Here is a 16811-nt window from a genome sequence, read left to right on the forward strand (position 1 = left end):
GAGCGTGCCTGATGTCGCACCAAAGACCACTGCCGTGACGGTCTTGGTGTCACCGGCATCCGGATCGGTGTCGTTGGTCAGCACGTTGCCGCTCGCAACCACGCCACCCGAACCATTGGCAACCCCGCCCTTCTCCGTCGCGTCCCCCGCATCGGCAATCGCCGTCGGCGTCGTGTTGTTTGCGTTCGAGGGACGAAAGACCACGTCGGCCCAGTAATTGGTGGCGCTGAAAGTGGCGTTCGGGAAAATGCCTGCGGTGGCGGAGCCGCCATAGCGGTAAACGCCGTTGCCGCTTGCCGGAGCAGTCAGCGGACCACTGGTGACGGCAGTCGTATAGAAATTGGCGGTCGCCACGTAGGCGCCTGTCGTGTGATAGGACGCGACATAGGTTGTGTTGGCGGCGATTGTGACGGGGTTTGTGAAGTTCACCGTTTGCCAGCCGCTCGCGGTGGTGGTGGTGAAGGTGGCGGTGCCGAGCTTGGTGCCCGTAGAGCTCCACAGATCGACGACGTTCTGACCGTTGTCGTTGGCGCTGCGATAGAACCTGATGCCGGTGACAGCCCCGGCAACGTTCGACGTGAACTTGACGCCAAGCTCGAGCTGCTGGCCATCATTGAGGTTCGTCTGGGCCGGCGTGCTGGAGGCGGAGAACAGGCTGTACGTCGATGGCCCCGCCGCGGCGGCGATAGTGAAAGTCTCGTTGGTCGAGAGGCCGCCGATATCGGTTGCCGTGACCTTGACGCCATAGCTGCCTGCTGTCGTCGGCGTGCCGGAGAAGGTGCGCGTCGAGGCATTGAAGGCAAGCCAGGCGGGAAGTGCGCTGCCGTCGGCAGCCGTTGCCGAATAGGTCAGCGTCTCGCCGCTGTCGACATCGGTGAAGGTCGTCGTCGGCACCACGAAGGAGAAGGCGGAGCCGACGGTGGCATTCTGGGTCGCCGTCTGGACGGCGAGCACGGGCGCGTCATTGGCGCCGTGGATGGTGATGGTGAGGTTTGCCGTGGCGGTGGTGCCGGCGCTATCGCGCATCGTGTAGCTGAAGACATCGTTCAGTGTATTGGTCGACTGCCGCAGCGCCTGCACGGCGGTATTGCTCTCGTTGATCGCATAGCTATAGGCACCAGATGCATTGAGAACGAGACTGCCATAGGTGCCGTTCAGCGCCGAGCCGAGTGTGCCSGACGTCGCGCCGAAGTTGACCGCACTCACCGTCTTGGTGTCGCCGGAATCCGGATCGGTGTCGTTGGTCAGCACGTTGCCGCTGGCAACCACACCACCCGAACCATTGGCGACACCACCCTTCTCGGTCGCATCCCCCGCATCGGCAACCGCCGTCGGCGTCGTGTTGCCGGGAACCGACACGGCGATGTTGAAGSTTTCGTTGGCKGCAAGRCCSCCRAGGTCTGTCGCCGTSACCTTGACRCCRTAAGTGCCRCCYGYYGTCGGCGTGCCGGAGAAGGTCCGCGTCGAGGCGTTAAAGCTCAGCCAGGCGGGCAATGCCGTGCCGTCGGCAGCCGTTGCCGCGTAGGCCAGCGTCTCGCCGCTGTCGACATCGGTGAAGGTCGTCGTCGGCAGYACATAGGAGAAGGCGGAACCGACGGCGGCGTTCTGGGTCGCCGTCTGGACGGCCAGCACCGGCGCGTCATTGGCGCCATGGATGGTGACGGTCAGATTTGCCGTGGCGGTGGCCCCGGCGCTATCGCGCATCGTATAGCTGAAGACATCGCTCAGCGTGTTGGTCGACAGGCGTAGCGCCTGCACGGCGGTATTGCTCTCGTTGATCGCATAGCTATAGGCGCCAGATGCATTGAGAACGAGACTGCCATAGGTGCCGTTCAGTGCCGAGCCGAGCGTGCCTGATGTCGCACCAAAGACCACTGCCGTGACGGTCTTGGTGTCACCGGCATCCGGATCGGTGTCGTTGGTCAGCACGTTGCCGCTCGCAACCACGCCACCCGAACCATTGGCAACCCCGCCCTTCTCCGTCGCGTCCCCCGTGCCAGCCGCTGGCAGTCTCGTTCGTGAAGGTGAGGGTCGCAAGCTTCGTGCCGGTGTTCGACCATAAAGAACCCGTATGCGTACCCGTATCGAGGTMGCCCTTGTAAAAACGAATGCCGGTGATCGTGCCTGCCACGGAAGTCTGGAATTTGACGCCGAGTTCAACGGCTGAGGTATCGTTGGTATTGACGACCGCTGGCGTCGCCGAACCGAAGAGAGAGGTGTAACTCGGCCCGCTGACGGTGACCGTGCGTCCCGCGGAGGGTGTTTCCAGGTTGACGTTATCGTCGACTGCGCGGGACCGGATGGTGTATGTGCCCGCGGTCTGCGGCGACCAGGTATAAGTCCAGTTCTCATCGCCCGTCGCCGGATGCCAGCTCGCCCCGTTGTCGGTCGAGACTTCGACCGCGGCGATGACCCCGCCTCCCGTATCGGTAGCGGTGCCGGTAATCGTCACGGCGGATCCAACGGTCGCAGTGGCGGGTACCGTGATGACCGAGGTCGGTGCAGTATGGTCTGACGAAGCAGTCCCGGCAGTAAGCCCGGATTGCAGTGTCCCCGGCTGAATGCCCATGTCGGCAAGCAGATTGACCATTGCCTGCTGCACGCGAGGATCGGTCGCAGTCGCCTCGTTATCGTGATTGTTGCTCAGGCCCCATGTCCAATAGACCGTACCGGCGCCGAACACCAATGCACCGCTCGGCGCACGATAGAGCGTCAGATTATGGGTCGCGGTCGCATCGCCGGTCGTATTTCCATAGTCGAGCAAATAGGTGCTGACCGGAAGCGTCGTCGACGACAGCTTGACAAGACCAGCTGGATCGAAGCCGTTATCGGACGCTTCGTCCCATTCGTAGCCAAGATAGTTCTTGGTGAGCGTTGCCGTCTGGCCAGGTTGAAGATTGGCGACGCTCGTATTGCGCCAGAAGCGCAGGTTGGCGTCGTCATATCCGACCGTGATCGCGGCGAGATTGTTGCCGACATCGTCGACCTTGAACAACTGTCCGGTCAGTGAGTTTTCCGGGTTTCCGCCGCCGATGGCAGGCGGGCTGAGGCGCGGGTCGCGGAAGGTGCCTGTCCATTCGTTTGAAGGATCGAGGCTGGTACCGGGCGGTCCCCAGGTCTCCTTGTAGGTGATCAGGGTGCGATAGGGCGTACCGTCGGCGCTATAGGCATTGCCCCAACGGGTACGCCAATAGACCTCGTTACCGCTCCAGAACATGAGGTTGACGCCCGCATCGCGCGCGGCTTCCACATTGGTTCGCTGTTGACCGGACCAGTATTCGTCGTGCCCCGCATCGATATAGGTTTTGTGATTGAGCAACAGGCTGCCGTAGCGGTCGGCGTCGACGCCCGACATATAGGAGACGTCATAACCGTTCTGTTCCAGCCAGTAGATGCCCGCATATTCGGCGCCGAACAGGTAATCCTGCGGACCGGCATAGGTGCCGACCCCACCGCGGGTCGCAATCGGTCTGTTGTAGCTGACCGCATAGGCGCGGCCAGCACCCTGCCCCGTCGCCGGGCCGTTGCCTCCATAGAGGTTTGCGCCACCCCAGCCGTTGTAAGCTTGCCAGGTCTCGTCTGCGGTCTGGAAGACGATGTCGCTCTGGCTGGCATCATCCCGCACGATGAACGGGATCTGATTTTCACCAGAGGTGCCATCCTGACGCACGAGCTTGGCGATGTAGACGCCAGAGACCGCATCATCAGGTACCGTCCACGACGCCGAGACTGCCCAGTTGCCGGCATCCACCGTGCCGGTTGTGGCATTACGCAACGGGTTGGGCTGCGTCTRCAACCCGGTATGCTGCATGGTCGCGACCTTGCGGGCGCCCATGCCGCCATAATAGCCGAGCCGATAGATGTCGATCCGGTAGTTTGTGGAATTGGTATTGATCTTGAAGCTGACCGTCTTGCCGTTGTCGACGCTGATGTCGGTCGCAAACCCTTCGATGTTGGTGCTGCCGGCACCGTCGATGCCCCACTCGCTCTCCGGATTACCCTGCTTCTGGTTTTCCAGCACGATCGCGTTGCTGGCCGCCGCCGCAGCGGCCGCCAGATTTTGCGTTGTCAGCGACCGCTGTGTAGAAGGCTGCGTAGAGGGTGGCGTCGTCACCGAGCCGGACAGGGTACCAACACCCTTCGTGGTGGTGCCCTTTCCGGTCTCTCCGCCACCGGGCAACGATCCGTTCAAGATCGTCGAATCCGTCCACGTTGCGGTCCCGCGCCAGCCCGAGAGAGGGGACAAGTTGCGATCGAGAAGCGGATCACTGACCGAGGCGCCGATGGCCTTCTTGATCGTCGCCACATAGTCCGGCCCTTCGGTCAGCCTTGTTCCCGGCAACTGACCATCTTGCTGAAGCAAGGCGCCGCCATGGGCCCAATCGAGAATCCGTGTGGGGGACGTATAATAGCCGCACCCGCACACACCAAAGGGCATGCCAACCGCCAGCGCATTTGCTCCAGCATGCTGCCCGGTCGACTGCGCCGACGGCGTCGATTCGAGAATGACGACCTTGCCCGAGTGCGCACGCTCGCCCGTCACCGCAGCAGAACCTTGMCCCGAAACTGTCGGTGCAGGGCTTTGCGGCAGATACGGAGCCAAAGGATCATCGCCTATGAGGCTCATTCCAGCGTAGGTGCGATAAGGGGACGATTGAGCCCCGAATGCAACTCCGTTCGCATTCCGCCCGAAACCTCCAAAACCAGGCGTATGGGCGGGCAACACAGACGCGGCAGTGTCACCGCCTCGCAGCCCCATCTCGCGATTTGTTGCGAAAGCGTCGGGCAAGGGCGGCGATACGCGGGTGATATTGGCCCGACCGTCCGGGTCGTCGATCACGCTCACTCTATGTTCAGAGTCATGCTCGTTGAGCGCCGCGTTGTTGTGGGGATTGTCGACAAGGGCACCATACTTGTTTCCATCCGCAGTTTGCACGGATGCCGCAAGTTGAGCACCGTCCTCGTGCCTTTCTGCAGGCTTGCGCGGCTTTCCCTTGCCGCCGACGGTCAGCCATGCGGGAATCAACGAATCCACCAGGAGTGAGCGCGAGGTCCACCGACGAGCGTTGCGATACATGGCAGGCACCTCCCGCGAGATTATCAGGATCGAATCTATGAGGACCGCTCGATACGCGGCCCTGAATTGTAGTCGAAAAATGAGAGAGTATATGCTACGCCTTTCGCTCTACAGGCGGCATCCTTTGGGCAACCGGCCGTGTTGGACGCCCACCTGATCGATAAGACGCGCCAAGATTCGCCGCTTGCTGTGCAAGGCTTGAAGCCGCCTAGGCGGCTGAGATGGCGGCGTATTCACTCGTCAAGATCTGGCACGAGAAGGGCCTTGTGCAGCACCGCCGGCGCTGCTTCGAGTTGTCGAACGAAAGGCGACGCCGCCGGTCAATATCGTCGTCCGGCAAAATTTGGCGATGCGAGCATAAAGGCTCTGCCGCGGGGGATTGCGGTTCTTCGAGGCTAGCGCGCCCGAGGGGACTCCCTCTGTCGCGCCGAAGATATGTGTTTCTGCTCGATTTGGGCTTAAGCACCCTCCCCACCTCATCAATTGTGATTAGGCAAAGTAACCGACCTCCACCTTCCTCAAGGCTTCGCCAGACTGCACACTAGCGATCTGGTTTCGGGCTTGGCGTCCGGCGTTCGAACAGCGCTCAAGGCATTGGACCAGCGTCCGTTGAAGGATGCTTTGAAGGCGAGACATGTAATGAATCTATCGCACCGTGCCCCTCACCCGTTCTTTCGCGCCACGTTTGTCATCAGCGCACTCGTCTTTCTTGCCGGAGCCGTGTCGCCGGCTCTCGCCGATAGCGCGCCTTTGGCTCCGCAAACGAAAATCCGCCTGACGGTCGTCCAATGGATGCCGTCCAAGGGCCAGTTTGAGCGATGGGATGCGATCGGCGGCGAATATACGGTCTCAGATGCCGGTGAAGTCTCCCTGCCCTTTCTGGGGCCGCAGCCGGTTGGACTGGACAATACGAGCCTCACCAACGAGATTGCCAAGCGCCTTCAGGCAAAGATGGGTTTGGCCCAGGCACCTGCGGTGACGATCGACGTTCTCGACTATCCGTCCATTTACGTCGTCGGAGACGTGATGGCGCCGGGAGAATATAAGTTTCACTCCGGCCTCAGCGTCCTGCAATCCCTGGCCATGAGCGGCGGCCCGTTGCGGGCGCCGGCACAGCAGCGATCGCAGACGATCACTCTTGTCGGCGACTTGCGGGAAATCGACCATTCGCTGCTACGCAGTTCGGCAAAGCTCGCGCGGCTGCAAGCGGAGATGGCCGGCGCGAAGGAGATCGTCTTCGATCAGCCGCCGGCTGCCGATCGGCAATATGCCGAGAGTCTCTACCAGGAGGAGCGGGTCATTTTTCAGGCTCGTGCAAACGCGCTGGACAAGCAGTCGGTGGCTCTCGCCGAATTGCGCAATCTCTTGACGGCGGAAATCGATACACTGGAAGAAAAGCTGAAAGGCTCGGATGACAATATCCATTCGGTCGAAGAGCAACTGACGAGCGTGAAGACGCTGGTCCAGAAGGGCCTCACGATCACTTCACGCCAGATGGATCTGGAACGATTGCTCACCACCTATCGCTCCGACCGGCTCGACCTCGTGACGGCCATCATGCGGGGCCGCCAGGCGATCAACGAGACGACGCGCAATCTCGAGGGACTTTCCGACACTCGCCGGAGCGAGATCGCTTCCGAAGTGCAGGCGGAAAAGGCCAATCTCGACCAGCTCAAATTGAAGCGCGACACCACGCAACMACTGCTTCTCGGAGAACTGTCGACCGGCACCAACGAGAATAACCGCGATGAAGAACTCCCGCTGACCTTCATCTTGAGCCGGCGGGACAAGGGACAGGTCAATCAATTCCAAGCCTCCGAAACGACGGAACTGGCGCCGGGCGACGTGGTCAGGGTAACCCAGCCCCGTATCACGGATACGCCGTCCGAAGACGCCGCTGCACTTCCTGTTCAGACAGAGGCACATATCAGTCAGGCAAGCCGGTGATACGCGAAAAGCACGTGCTGCAATCGACCCCGCGTGCGATTGAAGGCCAGCACGGGATAGCGGACATGGGCATTCGATGACGTTGCGCATGACCCCACCCAGCAGCCCGACCTACACCCAGATCCTAAAATCGACGATGCTGATGGGCGGCTCTTCGCTCGTCAACGTCGCACTCAGCATTATCAGAAACAAAGCCATGGCTGTTCTGCTCGGGCCGGAAGGCGTGGGACTGATGGGCCTTTACGGGTCAATCCTCGATATCGCCCAGGCGATTGCCGGGCTTGGCGTGGGCAGCAGTGGCGTGCGCCAGATTGCCGAAGCTGCGGGCACCGATGACGCAGAAACGATCGCACGATCAGCAACAGTGCTGAGACGCATATCGATAGTGCTCGGATTATTTGGTGCGCTCCTTCTTGCCGCGTTGGCATTCCCGGTCTCAAATTTCACTTTCGGCGACTACCAGCATGCCGGTGGCATTGCATTGCTGTCGCTGGCAATCTTCTTTCGACTGGTCTCTGCAGGGCAGACTGCATTGATCCAGGGCCTGCGCGGCATTGCCGATCTTGCCCGTATCAACGTGCTCGCCGGGCTTATCGGCACGGCTGTCAGCATCCCGCTGATCTATCTGTTCGGCCTGCAGGCGATCGCACCGTCCCTCGTGGTGATTGCGGCTGCCTCAATCCTCCCGACCTGGTGGTACAGCCGGCGGATCTGCCCGCATCCCTCGCCAATGCCCACGCGCCAGTTCGGTCGGGAAGTGTCCGCACTGCTCAGGCTCGGCTTCGTCTTCATGGCAAGCGGGCTTCTGACCTTCGGCGCAGCTTACGCCATCCGCCTCATCGTGCTGAAGGAGGGCGGCGTCATGGCGGCTGGATTGTACCAGGCGGCCTGGGGCCTTGGCGGTCTTTATGCCGGCTTCATCCTGCAGGCGATGGGGACGGATTTTTATCCGCGCCTGACTGCGGCAGCCGAGAACAATGCCGAATGCAATCGGCTGGTCAATGAACAGGCGGAAATCAGCATGCTGCTCGCTGGCCCCGGCCTGCTCGGCACCTTGACGCTTGCACCGCTCATGATGAGCCTGTTCTATTCGGCGGAATTTCATGGGGCAGTCGATCTTCTGCGCTGGATCTGCCTTGGAATGATGCTGCGGATTATTTCCTGGCCGATGGGTTTCATCGTCGTGGCGAAGCGTACCCAGGCGATTTTCTTCTGGACGGAGGTTGCGGCGGCGGTCGTGCATGTGGGGCTTGCCTGGCTCTTCGTATCGCTGCTCGGTACGCAAGGAGCCGGTATGGCGTTTTTTGGCCTCTATGTCTGGCACAGCATCCTGATCTATGTGATCGTGCGGAAGCTGACCGGTTTTCGCTGGTCCGCCGCCAATCGCAGACACGCGCTGCTTTTCTTGCCCGCATCGGGACTGGTATTCCTGATGTTCTCGATTTTGCCGCTGTGGCCGGCGACGGTGATTGGCTTCGTCGCCGTCGCTCTGTGCGGGCTCTATTCGCTGCGCATGCTGATCGACCTGCTTCCGCCGGAGTCCGTGCCAGCAACCATCCGCGGATGGATCACGAAATCAGCATGACGAACAATGCGCGCATCCGGAGATACGCGCATTGTTTCGTTATGCAAATTGCTACGTCAGGCAAATGCGGGTTCAGGCGACAGCGACATCCATGGCACGTTGCACGCTGGAGGCTCCGACGGTCGCTTCCGCAAGGGCTGCGCGAAGTGCCTCAACAACCCGGTCCATGTCAGACAAGGTCATCTGGGCATAAAGCGGCAGGATTATCGTTTGCTGTTGCGCAGATACGCTTCGCATCAGGCTCGTGGCAGCGCGGTGGGAGCTCTCACCAGAATATGCTTTCTCCAGATGAATGTTCATCACCCCGCGCCGGGTCGAGATCCCCTGATCGAGCAGGGTCTGCATGACGGCGCGCTGGTCGATCGTATCGGCCAGTCTCACACAGAAGCTCTGCCAGTTGCTGCGAGCCCAGCGCGGCTCGGTCGGCAGAGAAAGCCCGGCAATCGTCGACAGACGTTCGCAATATTGCTCGGCAAGCAGCCGGCGCTGGGCAACCAACTCCGGCAGCCGCCGCAACTGCTCGCGTCCGACGGCCGCCTGAAGATCGGTCATCCGGTAATTGTAACCCAACTCGTCATAGTCTTCGAAGATGACCTGTTTCGAGTCGTGACGAACGGCATCGGTGACGCTCATGCCATGCTGGCGCCAGAGCCGGAACTTCCGGTCATATTCGGGATTGGCCGTCGTCAACATGCCGCCATCGCCTGTCGTGACGACCTTCCTGGGGTGGAAGGAGAAGCAGGCAATGTCGCCATGCGCTTTGCCGATCTTTTCCCAACGGCCGTCCCACAGGATTTCGCTTCCCGTCGCACAGGCTGCATCCTCGATGACCGGTATCTGATGGCGCTTGCCGATCTCCACGATGGCGCGGAGATCGCAAGGCATGCCGAGTTGATGCACGCAGAGAATTGCCCTGGTGCGAGGCGTGATTGCCCTTTCGATCAGACTGGCTTCGATGTTGTAACCATCTTCTTCAATATCGACGAAAACAGGCACCGCATCGCAGTAGCGAACCGCGTTTGCGGTCGCGATGAAAGAATGGCTGACCGTGACGACTTCATCACCGGCGGATACGCCGACCGCCTTCAGGGCCAGATGCAACGCGGTCGTGCAATTGGACATGGCGCAAGCATGCGCGGCGCCCACAAAGGCAGCGAATTCACGCTCGAAAGCCGCGACTTCCGGCCCTTGCGTCACCCATCCCGACAGAATAACGCGGCGCGCAGCCTCAGCCTCTTCCTCCCCGAGGACGGGTTTGGCGACCGGAATTGTGGATTGAGATGAGCTCATGCAGCCGCCCCCCCTGCGTTTGTCTGCATTTGCCACCAGGCAACGAGATCACGAAGCCCTTGCTCCATAGAGATCTCCGCCTTGAAGCCGAGTAGCCGTTCGGCCTTGCTGATATCGGCAAGGCGACGGGTCACACCGTTGACCGTGCGGGCCTCTTTGTGCTGCGGTTCGAGTGAGGAACCCATAATGTCGCTCAGCATCTTCGCCAGTTCCAGCAGGCTTATTTCCTTGCCGCTCGCGACGTTGAACACTTCGTCCGTGACATCGCTTTTGGCGGCCAGAATGTTTGCGCGGGCGATGTCGCGTGCATCGACGAAGTCCATCGTCTGGCTACCATCCCCATAGATGAGGGGCGGCATCCCGGCCATCAGGCGTTCCATCCAACGGATCAGAACTTCCGTATAGGCGCCGTAAACGTCCATGCGCGGCCCATAGACGTTGAAGTAACGGAGCGCGACATAGCGCAGGCCGTACATCTCCGCAAAGCTACGCATCAGCCCCTCGTTGAATGTTTTCGCCGCGCCGTAGATCGTCCGGTTATTGTACGGATGATGCTCTTCGGCCGTTGGAAAATTCTCGGCAAGCCCCAGAACGGAGGCGGAAGAGGCAGCAACTACCTTCGATACGCCCGCCTTGACGGCGGCTTCGAGAACGTTGAACGTGCCCTCCGCAAGGACATCGAAAGCCAGCCGTGGCTCTTCGGCGCATTGCGTGATGCGGATGGCGGCCTGATGGAAGACGATGTCGACGCCTTCGAAGACTTTTGCCAGAAGCGCTCTGTCGCGGATATCTCCGTCGATGATCTTAAGAGGCGCGCTTGATATTGCCGAGCTGAGATTGTCCCGGCGCCCGCGCACGAAATTGTCGAGGACGATGATCTCGCGAGGTCTTTCCAATGCGACAAGATCAGCAATATGCGAGCCGATCAGACCGGCACCGCCGGTAATGAGCACCCGTTTGTCTCTCATGATCTTCCCTCACGCAACATGTTCGTCATCGGATCATTATCCGAACGCCAACGTATGAATTTTGCAGGGACACCTGCGGCGACTGAGTACGGCTCGACGTCGGAAACGACAACTGCCCCCGCTCCAACGATCGCCCCCTTCCCGATGGTCACGCCGGGAAGAATGGTCGCATTCGTTCCGATATCGGCCTCTGCACAGATTCGTACCGGCCTGATTTCAAGATCCGTGCGAATGATCGGCACATCCAAGGGCAGTGCCGTGTGGGTCGAGCCAAGCACCTTGGCGCCAGGTCCCCACCCGACAGAATCCTCGATCACGAGATCGCGAGCGTCGAAATAGGCCATCGGCCCGATCCAGACATTGTCGCCGATCTTGCATCGGCCGTCGAAGCGACCCTGGATATAGGCCTGAGCCCCGATGAACACCCCATTGCCGATGTCGAACGTCTCGGGATGTTTGAAACCGGCACCGCCTGCAACCTGCAATCCTGTGCCACAGCTCCGCGCGATGGCTTGCCAGATGGCTTTTCGCATCAGAGTATCGATGACACCGTCACCGGTCGCGAAACGACCGTAGAGTTCAATCAGGCCAGCGCGCCCGTATGACTGCCTGAGTTCTTCGGCCAGCCCGGCCTGGTAGGCAGGGTCCGCCGGCCTTTCATGACGGCCATGGACCGCCTGCACGATCCGGGCCTCGCCCGCACGATTAGCTGACATAGGTGTTCTCCAGCGCGGCGGCCACCTGGTCGACGTGCCACGCCGGCATCTCGGGATAGATCGGCAGCGAGAGGACCTCCCGTGCGGCAGCTTCCGAGATTGGGAAATCGCCGGCCTTGTAACCAAGGTCGGCATGGGCCTTCTGCAGATGAACCGGGATCGGATAGTGTAGCCCGGACTGAATGCCCTCTTCGCTCAATACGCGCTGAAGCTGGTCGCGATCGCGGCTTCTGATGGCATAGACGTGATAGACGTGGCGCCGGTCGGTGATTTCAACAGGCGTCCTGAGGTTCGCCGAACCGCCAAGCAGCAACGAGTAGCGGCGTCCATGGGCGCGCCGCGCTTCGGTCCAGGCTTCGAGATGCCGGAGCTTGATGCGCAGGATCGCGCCCTGAATGGCATCCATGCGGTAGTTGAAGCCCTTCAGCAGATGGTGATAGCGCTGTTCCTGGCCCCAGTCGCGCAGCATGCGCATCGTCTTGGCCTGATCGTCGCTGTTCGTGACGACCATACCCCCCTCGCCGCAGGCGCCGAGATTTTTGCCGGGATAGAAGCTGAAGCAGCCTGATGTGCCGATGCTGCCGGCGCGCGCGCCTTTGTATTGCGCTCCGTGCGCCTGGCAGGCGTCCTCGATGACCGCTATACCGTGATGGTCGGCAATCGCCTTGATCGCGTCCATGTCAGCCATCTGACCGTAGAGATGGACGGGAACAATGGCCTTGGTTCGGGGTGTAATCTTTGCCTCGAGTTGAGATGGATCCATCGTGAGCGTCACCGGCTCGACATCGACGAATACCGGCCGCGCGCCTGCGTAGCAGATCGCCGATACGGTCGCGACGAAGGTAAATGGCACGGTGATGACTTCATCGCCGGGGCCCACGCCTGCCGCGAGAAGCGACAGATGCAGGGCACTCGTCCCGGTGTTGACGGCTATCGCATGTTTGACGTTGCAATAGTCCGCGAATTCCTGCTCGAGGCGAGCGACCTCCTCGCCCAATATGTATTGCCCCGAGGCCAGGACACCGAGCACGGCGGCGTCGATTTCGCTCTTGATGGATTGATATTGTGCCTTGAGGTCCAGGAACGGGATCATGCAATGCGCCTCGCCTCTTCAAGCTCGATGATACGACCGCGCTGGGCGAGCGATCGGCTTGCGGCTTCAAGGATGCGAACCACCCGCAGCCCGGCATGGCCATCCGTAATGGGCCGCGAATTTTGCTCGATGCAATCGACGAACTGATCCAGTTCGCGTTTCAACGCCTCGGTCATATCGAGCTTGGGCGCCCACATGTCGCCGCTGCGGTAGCCGACCATCATCTGATGCACCTTCTCGCCATATGCATCGGAATTGGGGCACATGGTGATGCCCTTGTCATAGACCTTGATCTTTTCGCTGGGCTCCAGATCGTCATAGACGATCATCTTGCTGCTGCCGCCGATCAGCGTGCGGCGCACCTTGACCGGGGCCAGCCAATTGACGTGGATATGTGCGATGAGCTTGCTCTCGAAGAAAAGCGTCAGATAGGCGATGTTCTCCGGCTCGCCGAGCACATGGCTCATGCCCGTCGCAGAAACGGCTACCGGCCTTTCCTGCACAACATGGTCCAGGATGGAGAGATCATGCACCGCGAGGTCCCAGATGACGCTGACATCGTGCTGGAAGAGCCCCAGATTGACCCGAACCGAGTCGTAGTAATACATGTCGCCGAGGCCGCTTTCGACCAGTTCGCGCATCTTGCGGACGGCGCCGGTATGGACGAAAGTATGATCCACGGCCAGCACGAGGCGTCTGCGCGCGGCTTCTTCGACCATCCGCGAGGCTTCCTCCGTCGTCGAAGCCATCGGCTTTTCGACGAAGACATGCTTTCCGGCCATCATAGCCTGCATTGCGAGCTTGAAATGGGTGAAGACCGGCGTCGCGATAGCGATGGCGTCCACTCTCGGATCGCGCAGGACTTCCTCGAAATCATCGGTGATCGTCACTGCGGGGTAGCGGCTTTTGACAGCCGCCAACCGTTCGACATTGAGATCACAGACTGAAATGAGCTGCGCGCCGGCCGCTTCCGAGATGTTACGAACCAGATTCGGACCCCAGTACCCATACCCAACAACGGCGATACCGATCATTGCACTTCTCCCAACGCTTGCATGTTGACTGATCGGTCATGAACGCGACCGATGATCCTGGCCGGAACGCCGACAACAATGGCGCCGTCGGGCACATCCTTGGTTACAACCGCGCCGGCGCCGACCTGTGCGGCTTCTCCGATGATCACGCCAGGCAGAATGGTGGCGTTGCTGCCGATCGACGCGTGGCGCTTGACCAGGGTAGGGATGAGGACCCAGTCGGTCTCCGTCTGCAGGCTGCCATCCGGATTGACGGCGCGCGGGTATGTGTCGTTCGTAAACATGACCCCGTGGCCTATGAACACGCCGTCTTCCAGCGTCACGCCCTCACAGAGGAAGGAATGGCTGGAGATCTTGCAGTCTTTTCCGACGATGACGTTCTTCTGAATCTCGACGAAGGTGCCGATGCGCGTTCCTGCGCCGATCGTGCAGCCGTATAGATTCACAAGATCTCGATGATGGATGACGCTGCTGTCATCCAGCTTGACGTTTGATGCAATCATCCCTGCAAAATCCCTACTCCTGAACAAGCCCCGACTTTCAGTTGAAACAAACAATCGCTTGATTGCGCCCAAGATTTCACACCGACAGGACCAATATTTTTCTACACCCCAAAGAGAATTGTTTTCTGCATCTGAGTAAAGAAACAAAACGTTTAAGGTTATTCACCTAAAGGCGTATCTACTTATGATGACTTACGCCCATGTTCATGCATCGACCAACGCTGGTGGCGGACTCACCTACCGCATCCGTTGCCGGTCCTACGCCGGAGACTGCGATTGTTTCCATGCATTTAGTGGTCCGTCGCAAGCCACGGTGTAACGATGAAGTTTATTCTGCAATCTATCTAGTAACACTCAAGACTACTTCAGATTTATCTTTCAATTTCCGAATTGAGATGGAAGTTGTGCGCTACTTAGCCTATATTAGCTACTGTAACGTTCCGCGAATTGTGGTATTCGATTCCTACTTTAGAGTTTCCTAAACCCCCGTATTGAGAGGGGTTGGTACTCGGGCTGTAGTTGAGCGTAACGTGTTAGGGGGAGGTGAAGCTGTGAATTCAGCACTTATACCGAATTTGGACCTTAGGCAGGAGAACGTAGCCCTTCCCCTTAGGATAGAAAATAACTCCAACACACTTGCTGTATCGGCAAGACAAACGCATTCGCTTGTCATTCTCGATAATCGTGAACTCGATCGGCAATGCTTGGCCCAATGCATGGCTGCCCAAAAGGCGGATTTGCAGATTCTGGCTTTTGGATCAATTGAGGAGTGGAAGCAGAAGCGCGACGAATATCCTCCGCTTTCGGCAATCCTCTTGAATGTCGGCGGCAAAAAGATCGATGAACCGGCCATTTCGGAGCAAATCCGGAATCTTTCGTCGGAATTCGCATCGACGCCACTCATCGTACTGGCTGATAGCGATGATTTCGGCCAAATCGTTAGGGCGCTTGAGTACGGAGCCAAAGGGTTCATACCCGCCTCAGTCAGCGTCAGTGTATGTATGGAGCTGATCGCGCTGTCAGTGGCAGGAGGAATTTTTGTGCCTGCAAGCGCCCTGTTCGCCGTGCGTCACTTGCTGGACTCGAGCAATTCGACCGCCCGCCCGCTCGCCGGCATATTCACGGATCGTCAGGTTGAAGTCGTGGAGGCGCTCCGACGCGGCAAGGCGAACAAAATTATCGCTTATGAGCTTAATCTGCGAGAAAGCACGGTAAAGGTGCATGTTCGCAATATTATGAAAAAGGTCAAAGCAACGAATAGGACGGAAGTCGTGTTCAAGCTCAACGACCTGTGCCAGACCAGTATTTCGGCATGAGTGTGAATAAGGCGTTATACTAATCGTTGTTTTCGTATCTTGGAACCACAGTCTTGCTCAAATCACCCCGGTGGCGCGAATGCGTCACCGGGTCTTTTGATATCGGGGCCCCCTCCACCACGTCTCCCGCAATCTTGGCATGAGTAGCGCGATCGAGCGCTGAACCGCCCGACTGTTGTTTGCGCGTACTTGGGGATGAACTAACCTAGCCCGTTCCTGCCTATTCATCCTGCAACTCGTCGCCGGATAGAATTCAAGGCGCACCAGTACCTTGGGCCGATTGTTTGCTTGCAGACCAACTTGATCCAGGGCAATGAATTTCGCACCTCGGGAGAAACCTCGAGAGCAAAGCGCTGAATAGCCACGGCTGTGGGAACATCGAAATTATTGAATGCCATGCCGGCCAGCCGAACCGCCTCTTTCCCGAGATCCCTGGCAAGAAAACGTCTTAGTTTCTCATCGTTCCTGAGGCTTTCCGCGCCTTGGCAAAACAGAATATCGAAAGCCTGTTTTCTTTGCCGAAGGTCAGGAAGGATACTTTGTCCATAGTATTGTAGCGACATGTTCGAAGCATGTCTGCGGTATACGGCCTGGTCTTCGTTGATGTAGCCGACCCCAGCATGTGATGCGAGCCGCAGCCACATCTCCATATCACCGGCATGCGGCAGTTCCTTATTATAGCCGCCGACCTGCTTTTGCAGCGTCGTTCTCACGACGGCCGTCGGTGTGGGAACCAGGTTGTTTGCTCCACTCAACCGTATGAATTGYGGACCGGACAATACCTGCATGGGAGGCACACCATTGTCGCCGAGAGGATCGACGCGCTTACTGACGCCACTCGGCTCAGCTATGAGCGCGTTCCCGAACGTAAACCCCACCTGCGGATGATTGCGCATCAGCTCGGAAGCGCGCCCCAGCGCGCCCGGCAAGAGATAATCATCCGCAGAGAGAAGCAGGAATAAGTCGCCGCCCGCCCACTCGATTCCCCCGTTATAGGTGGCGATATGGCCCTTGTTTGCCGTGTGCCGCCGATAGGTGACCCGTTTGTCCCGGGATGCCAGAGCCATTCCGACTTCCGGCGTATTGTCTGGCGAGCAGTCATCCAGAATAAGCACGCGCACATCGACGCCTGCTTGTGAAAGAACACTTCCAACACATTCCTCAAGGAAATGAGCGTAGTTGTAGCAGGGAATGACGACATCAACGCTGTGCAACCTTGTTCCTCCGCAGGCAATCGTTTCGTTCGGAGCATTTCACCGAACCCGAACTCGGCTTCGTTTCG

At 59.2% G+C, this 16811-nt stretch carries 10 protein-coding genes and 1 pseudogene; 3 read left to right on the forward strand and 8 right to left on the reverse strand.

Annotated elements, in window-relative coordinates; all coding sequences use genetic code 11:
* Positions 1–180 precede the first annotated feature (180 nt).
* Positions 181–5077 (reverse strand): annotated as a pseudogene (locus AC1ECN_RS33800) (N,N-dimethylformamidase beta subunit family domain-containing protein); the annotation flags it as partial.
* A gap of 639 nt (positions 5078–5716) precedes the next feature.
* Between AC1ECN_RS33800 and AC1ECN_RS33805 the strand changes: the two are divergent.
* Together AC1ECN_RS33805 and AC1ECN_RS33810 are read left to right on the forward strand one after the other, a co-directional pair.
* Positions 5717–7024, forward strand: coding sequence for a polysaccharide biosynthesis/export family protein (locus AC1ECN_RS33805; protein WP_477955434.1), 1308 nt, complete (start codon positions 5717–5719; stop codon positions 7022–7024).
* Positions 7025–7100: 76 nt separating this feature from the next.
* Positions 7101–8609 carry an O-antigen translocase gene (locus AC1ECN_RS33810; RefSeq protein WP_130705798.1) on the forward strand — a complete coding sequence of 503 codons (1509 nt, stop codon included), beginning with the start codon at positions 7101–7103 and terminating at the stop codon, positions 8607–8609.
* Between the two features lie 72 nt (positions 8610–8681).
* Here AC1ECN_RS33810 and AC1ECN_RS33815 read toward each other — a convergent pair whose 3' ends face one another.
* From AC1ECN_RS33815 to AC1ECN_RS33840, 6 genes are read right to left on the reverse strand one after another with little or no spacing between them, the layout of a single operon-like run.
* The gene (locus tag AC1ECN_RS33815) at positions 8682–9899 is read right to left on the reverse strand and encodes a DegT/DnrJ/EryC1/StrS family aminotransferase (protein WP_130705799.1); all 1218 of its coding nucleotides are present in this window, start codon (positions 9897–9899) and stop codon (positions 8682–8684) included.
* Positions 9896–10867, reverse strand: coding sequence for an NAD-dependent epimerase/dehydratase family protein (locus AC1ECN_RS33820; protein WP_130705800.1), 972 nt, complete (start codon positions 10865–10867; stop codon positions 9896–9898). The genes AC1ECN_RS33815 and AC1ECN_RS33820 overlap by 4 nt, the downstream gene beginning before the upstream one ends.
* Positions 10864–11583: an acyltransferase gene (locus AC1ECN_RS33825; RefSeq protein WP_130705801.1), complete on the reverse strand. Its 720-nt coding sequence runs from the start codon at positions 11581–11583 to the stop codon at positions 10864–10866. The genes AC1ECN_RS33820 and AC1ECN_RS33825 overlap by 4 nt, the downstream gene beginning before the upstream one ends.
* Positions 11573–12676 (reverse strand): DegT/DnrJ/EryC1/StrS family aminotransferase, encoded by a 1104-nt coding sequence (locus tag AC1ECN_RS33830; protein ID WP_130705802.1) that lies wholly within the window; start codon positions 12674–12676, stop codon positions 11573–11575. Before AC1ECN_RS33830 ends, AC1ECN_RS33825 begins: the two co-directional genes overlap by 11 nt.
* Positions 12673–13710, reverse strand: coding sequence for a Gfo/Idh/MocA family protein (locus tag AC1ECN_RS33835; RefSeq protein WP_018493924.1), 1038 nt, complete (start codon positions 13708–13710; stop codon positions 12673–12675). The genes AC1ECN_RS33830 and AC1ECN_RS33835 overlap by 4 nt, the downstream gene beginning before the upstream one ends.
* Positions 13707–14213 (reverse strand): acyltransferase, encoded by a 507-nt coding sequence (locus AC1ECN_RS33840; protein ID WP_130657623.1) that lies wholly within the window; start codon positions 14211–14213, stop codon positions 13707–13709. Before AC1ECN_RS33840 ends, AC1ECN_RS33835 begins: the two co-directional genes overlap by 4 nt.
* Positions 14214–14764: 551 nt before the next feature.
* On the opposite strand from AC1ECN_RS33840, the gene AC1ECN_RS33845 reads away from it, so the two are divergent.
* Entirely contained in the window at positions 14765–15529 is a 765-nt protein-coding gene (locus tag AC1ECN_RS33845) for a response regulator transcription factor (RefSeq protein ID WP_477955438.1), read from the forward strand.
* 224 nt (positions 15530–15753) lie between these two features.
* Here the strand turns inward: AC1ECN_RS33845 and AC1ECN_RS33850 are convergent, their stop codons facing one another.
* Complete coding sequence (locus tag AC1ECN_RS33850; RefSeq protein WP_130705804.1) at positions 15754–16743, reverse strand: glycosyltransferase family 2 protein; 990 nt, start codon at positions 16741–16743, stop codon at positions 15754–15756.
* Between the last annotated feature and the right edge of the window lie 68 nt (positions 16744–16811).

Source organism: Rhizobium sp. 01N447_2, assembly GCF_056399245.1.

Bases quoted from the DNA above. Each gene is read 5' to 3' on its own strand.
- AC1ECN_RS33810 (WP_130705798.1), top strand. From the start codon at position 7,101: ATGACGTTGCGCATGACCCCACCCAGCAGCCCGACCTACACCCAGATC.
- AC1ECN_RS33815 (WP_130705799.1), bottom strand. From the start codon at position 9,899: ATGAGCTCATCTCAATCCACAATTCCGGTCGCCAAACCCGTCCTCGGG.
- AC1ECN_RS33820 (WP_130705800.1), bottom strand. From the start codon at position 10,867: ATGAGAGACAAACGGGTGCTCATTACCGGCGGTGCCGGTCTGATCGGC.
- AC1ECN_RS33825 (WP_130705801.1), bottom strand. From the start codon at position 11,583: ATGTCAGCTAATCGTGCGGGCGAGGCCCGGATCGTGCAGGCGGTCCAT.
- AC1ECN_RS33830 (WP_130705802.1), bottom strand. From the start codon at position 12,676: ATGATCCCGTTCCTGGACCTCAAGGCACAATATCAATCCATCAAGAGC.
- AC1ECN_RS33835 (WP_018493924.1), bottom strand. From the start codon at position 13,710: ATGATCGGTATCGCCGTTGTTGGGTATGGGTACTGGGGTCCGAATCTG.
- AC1ECN_RS33840 (WP_130657623.1), bottom strand. From the start codon at position 14,213: ATGATTGCATCAAACGTCAAGCTGGATGACAGCAGCGTCATCCATCAT.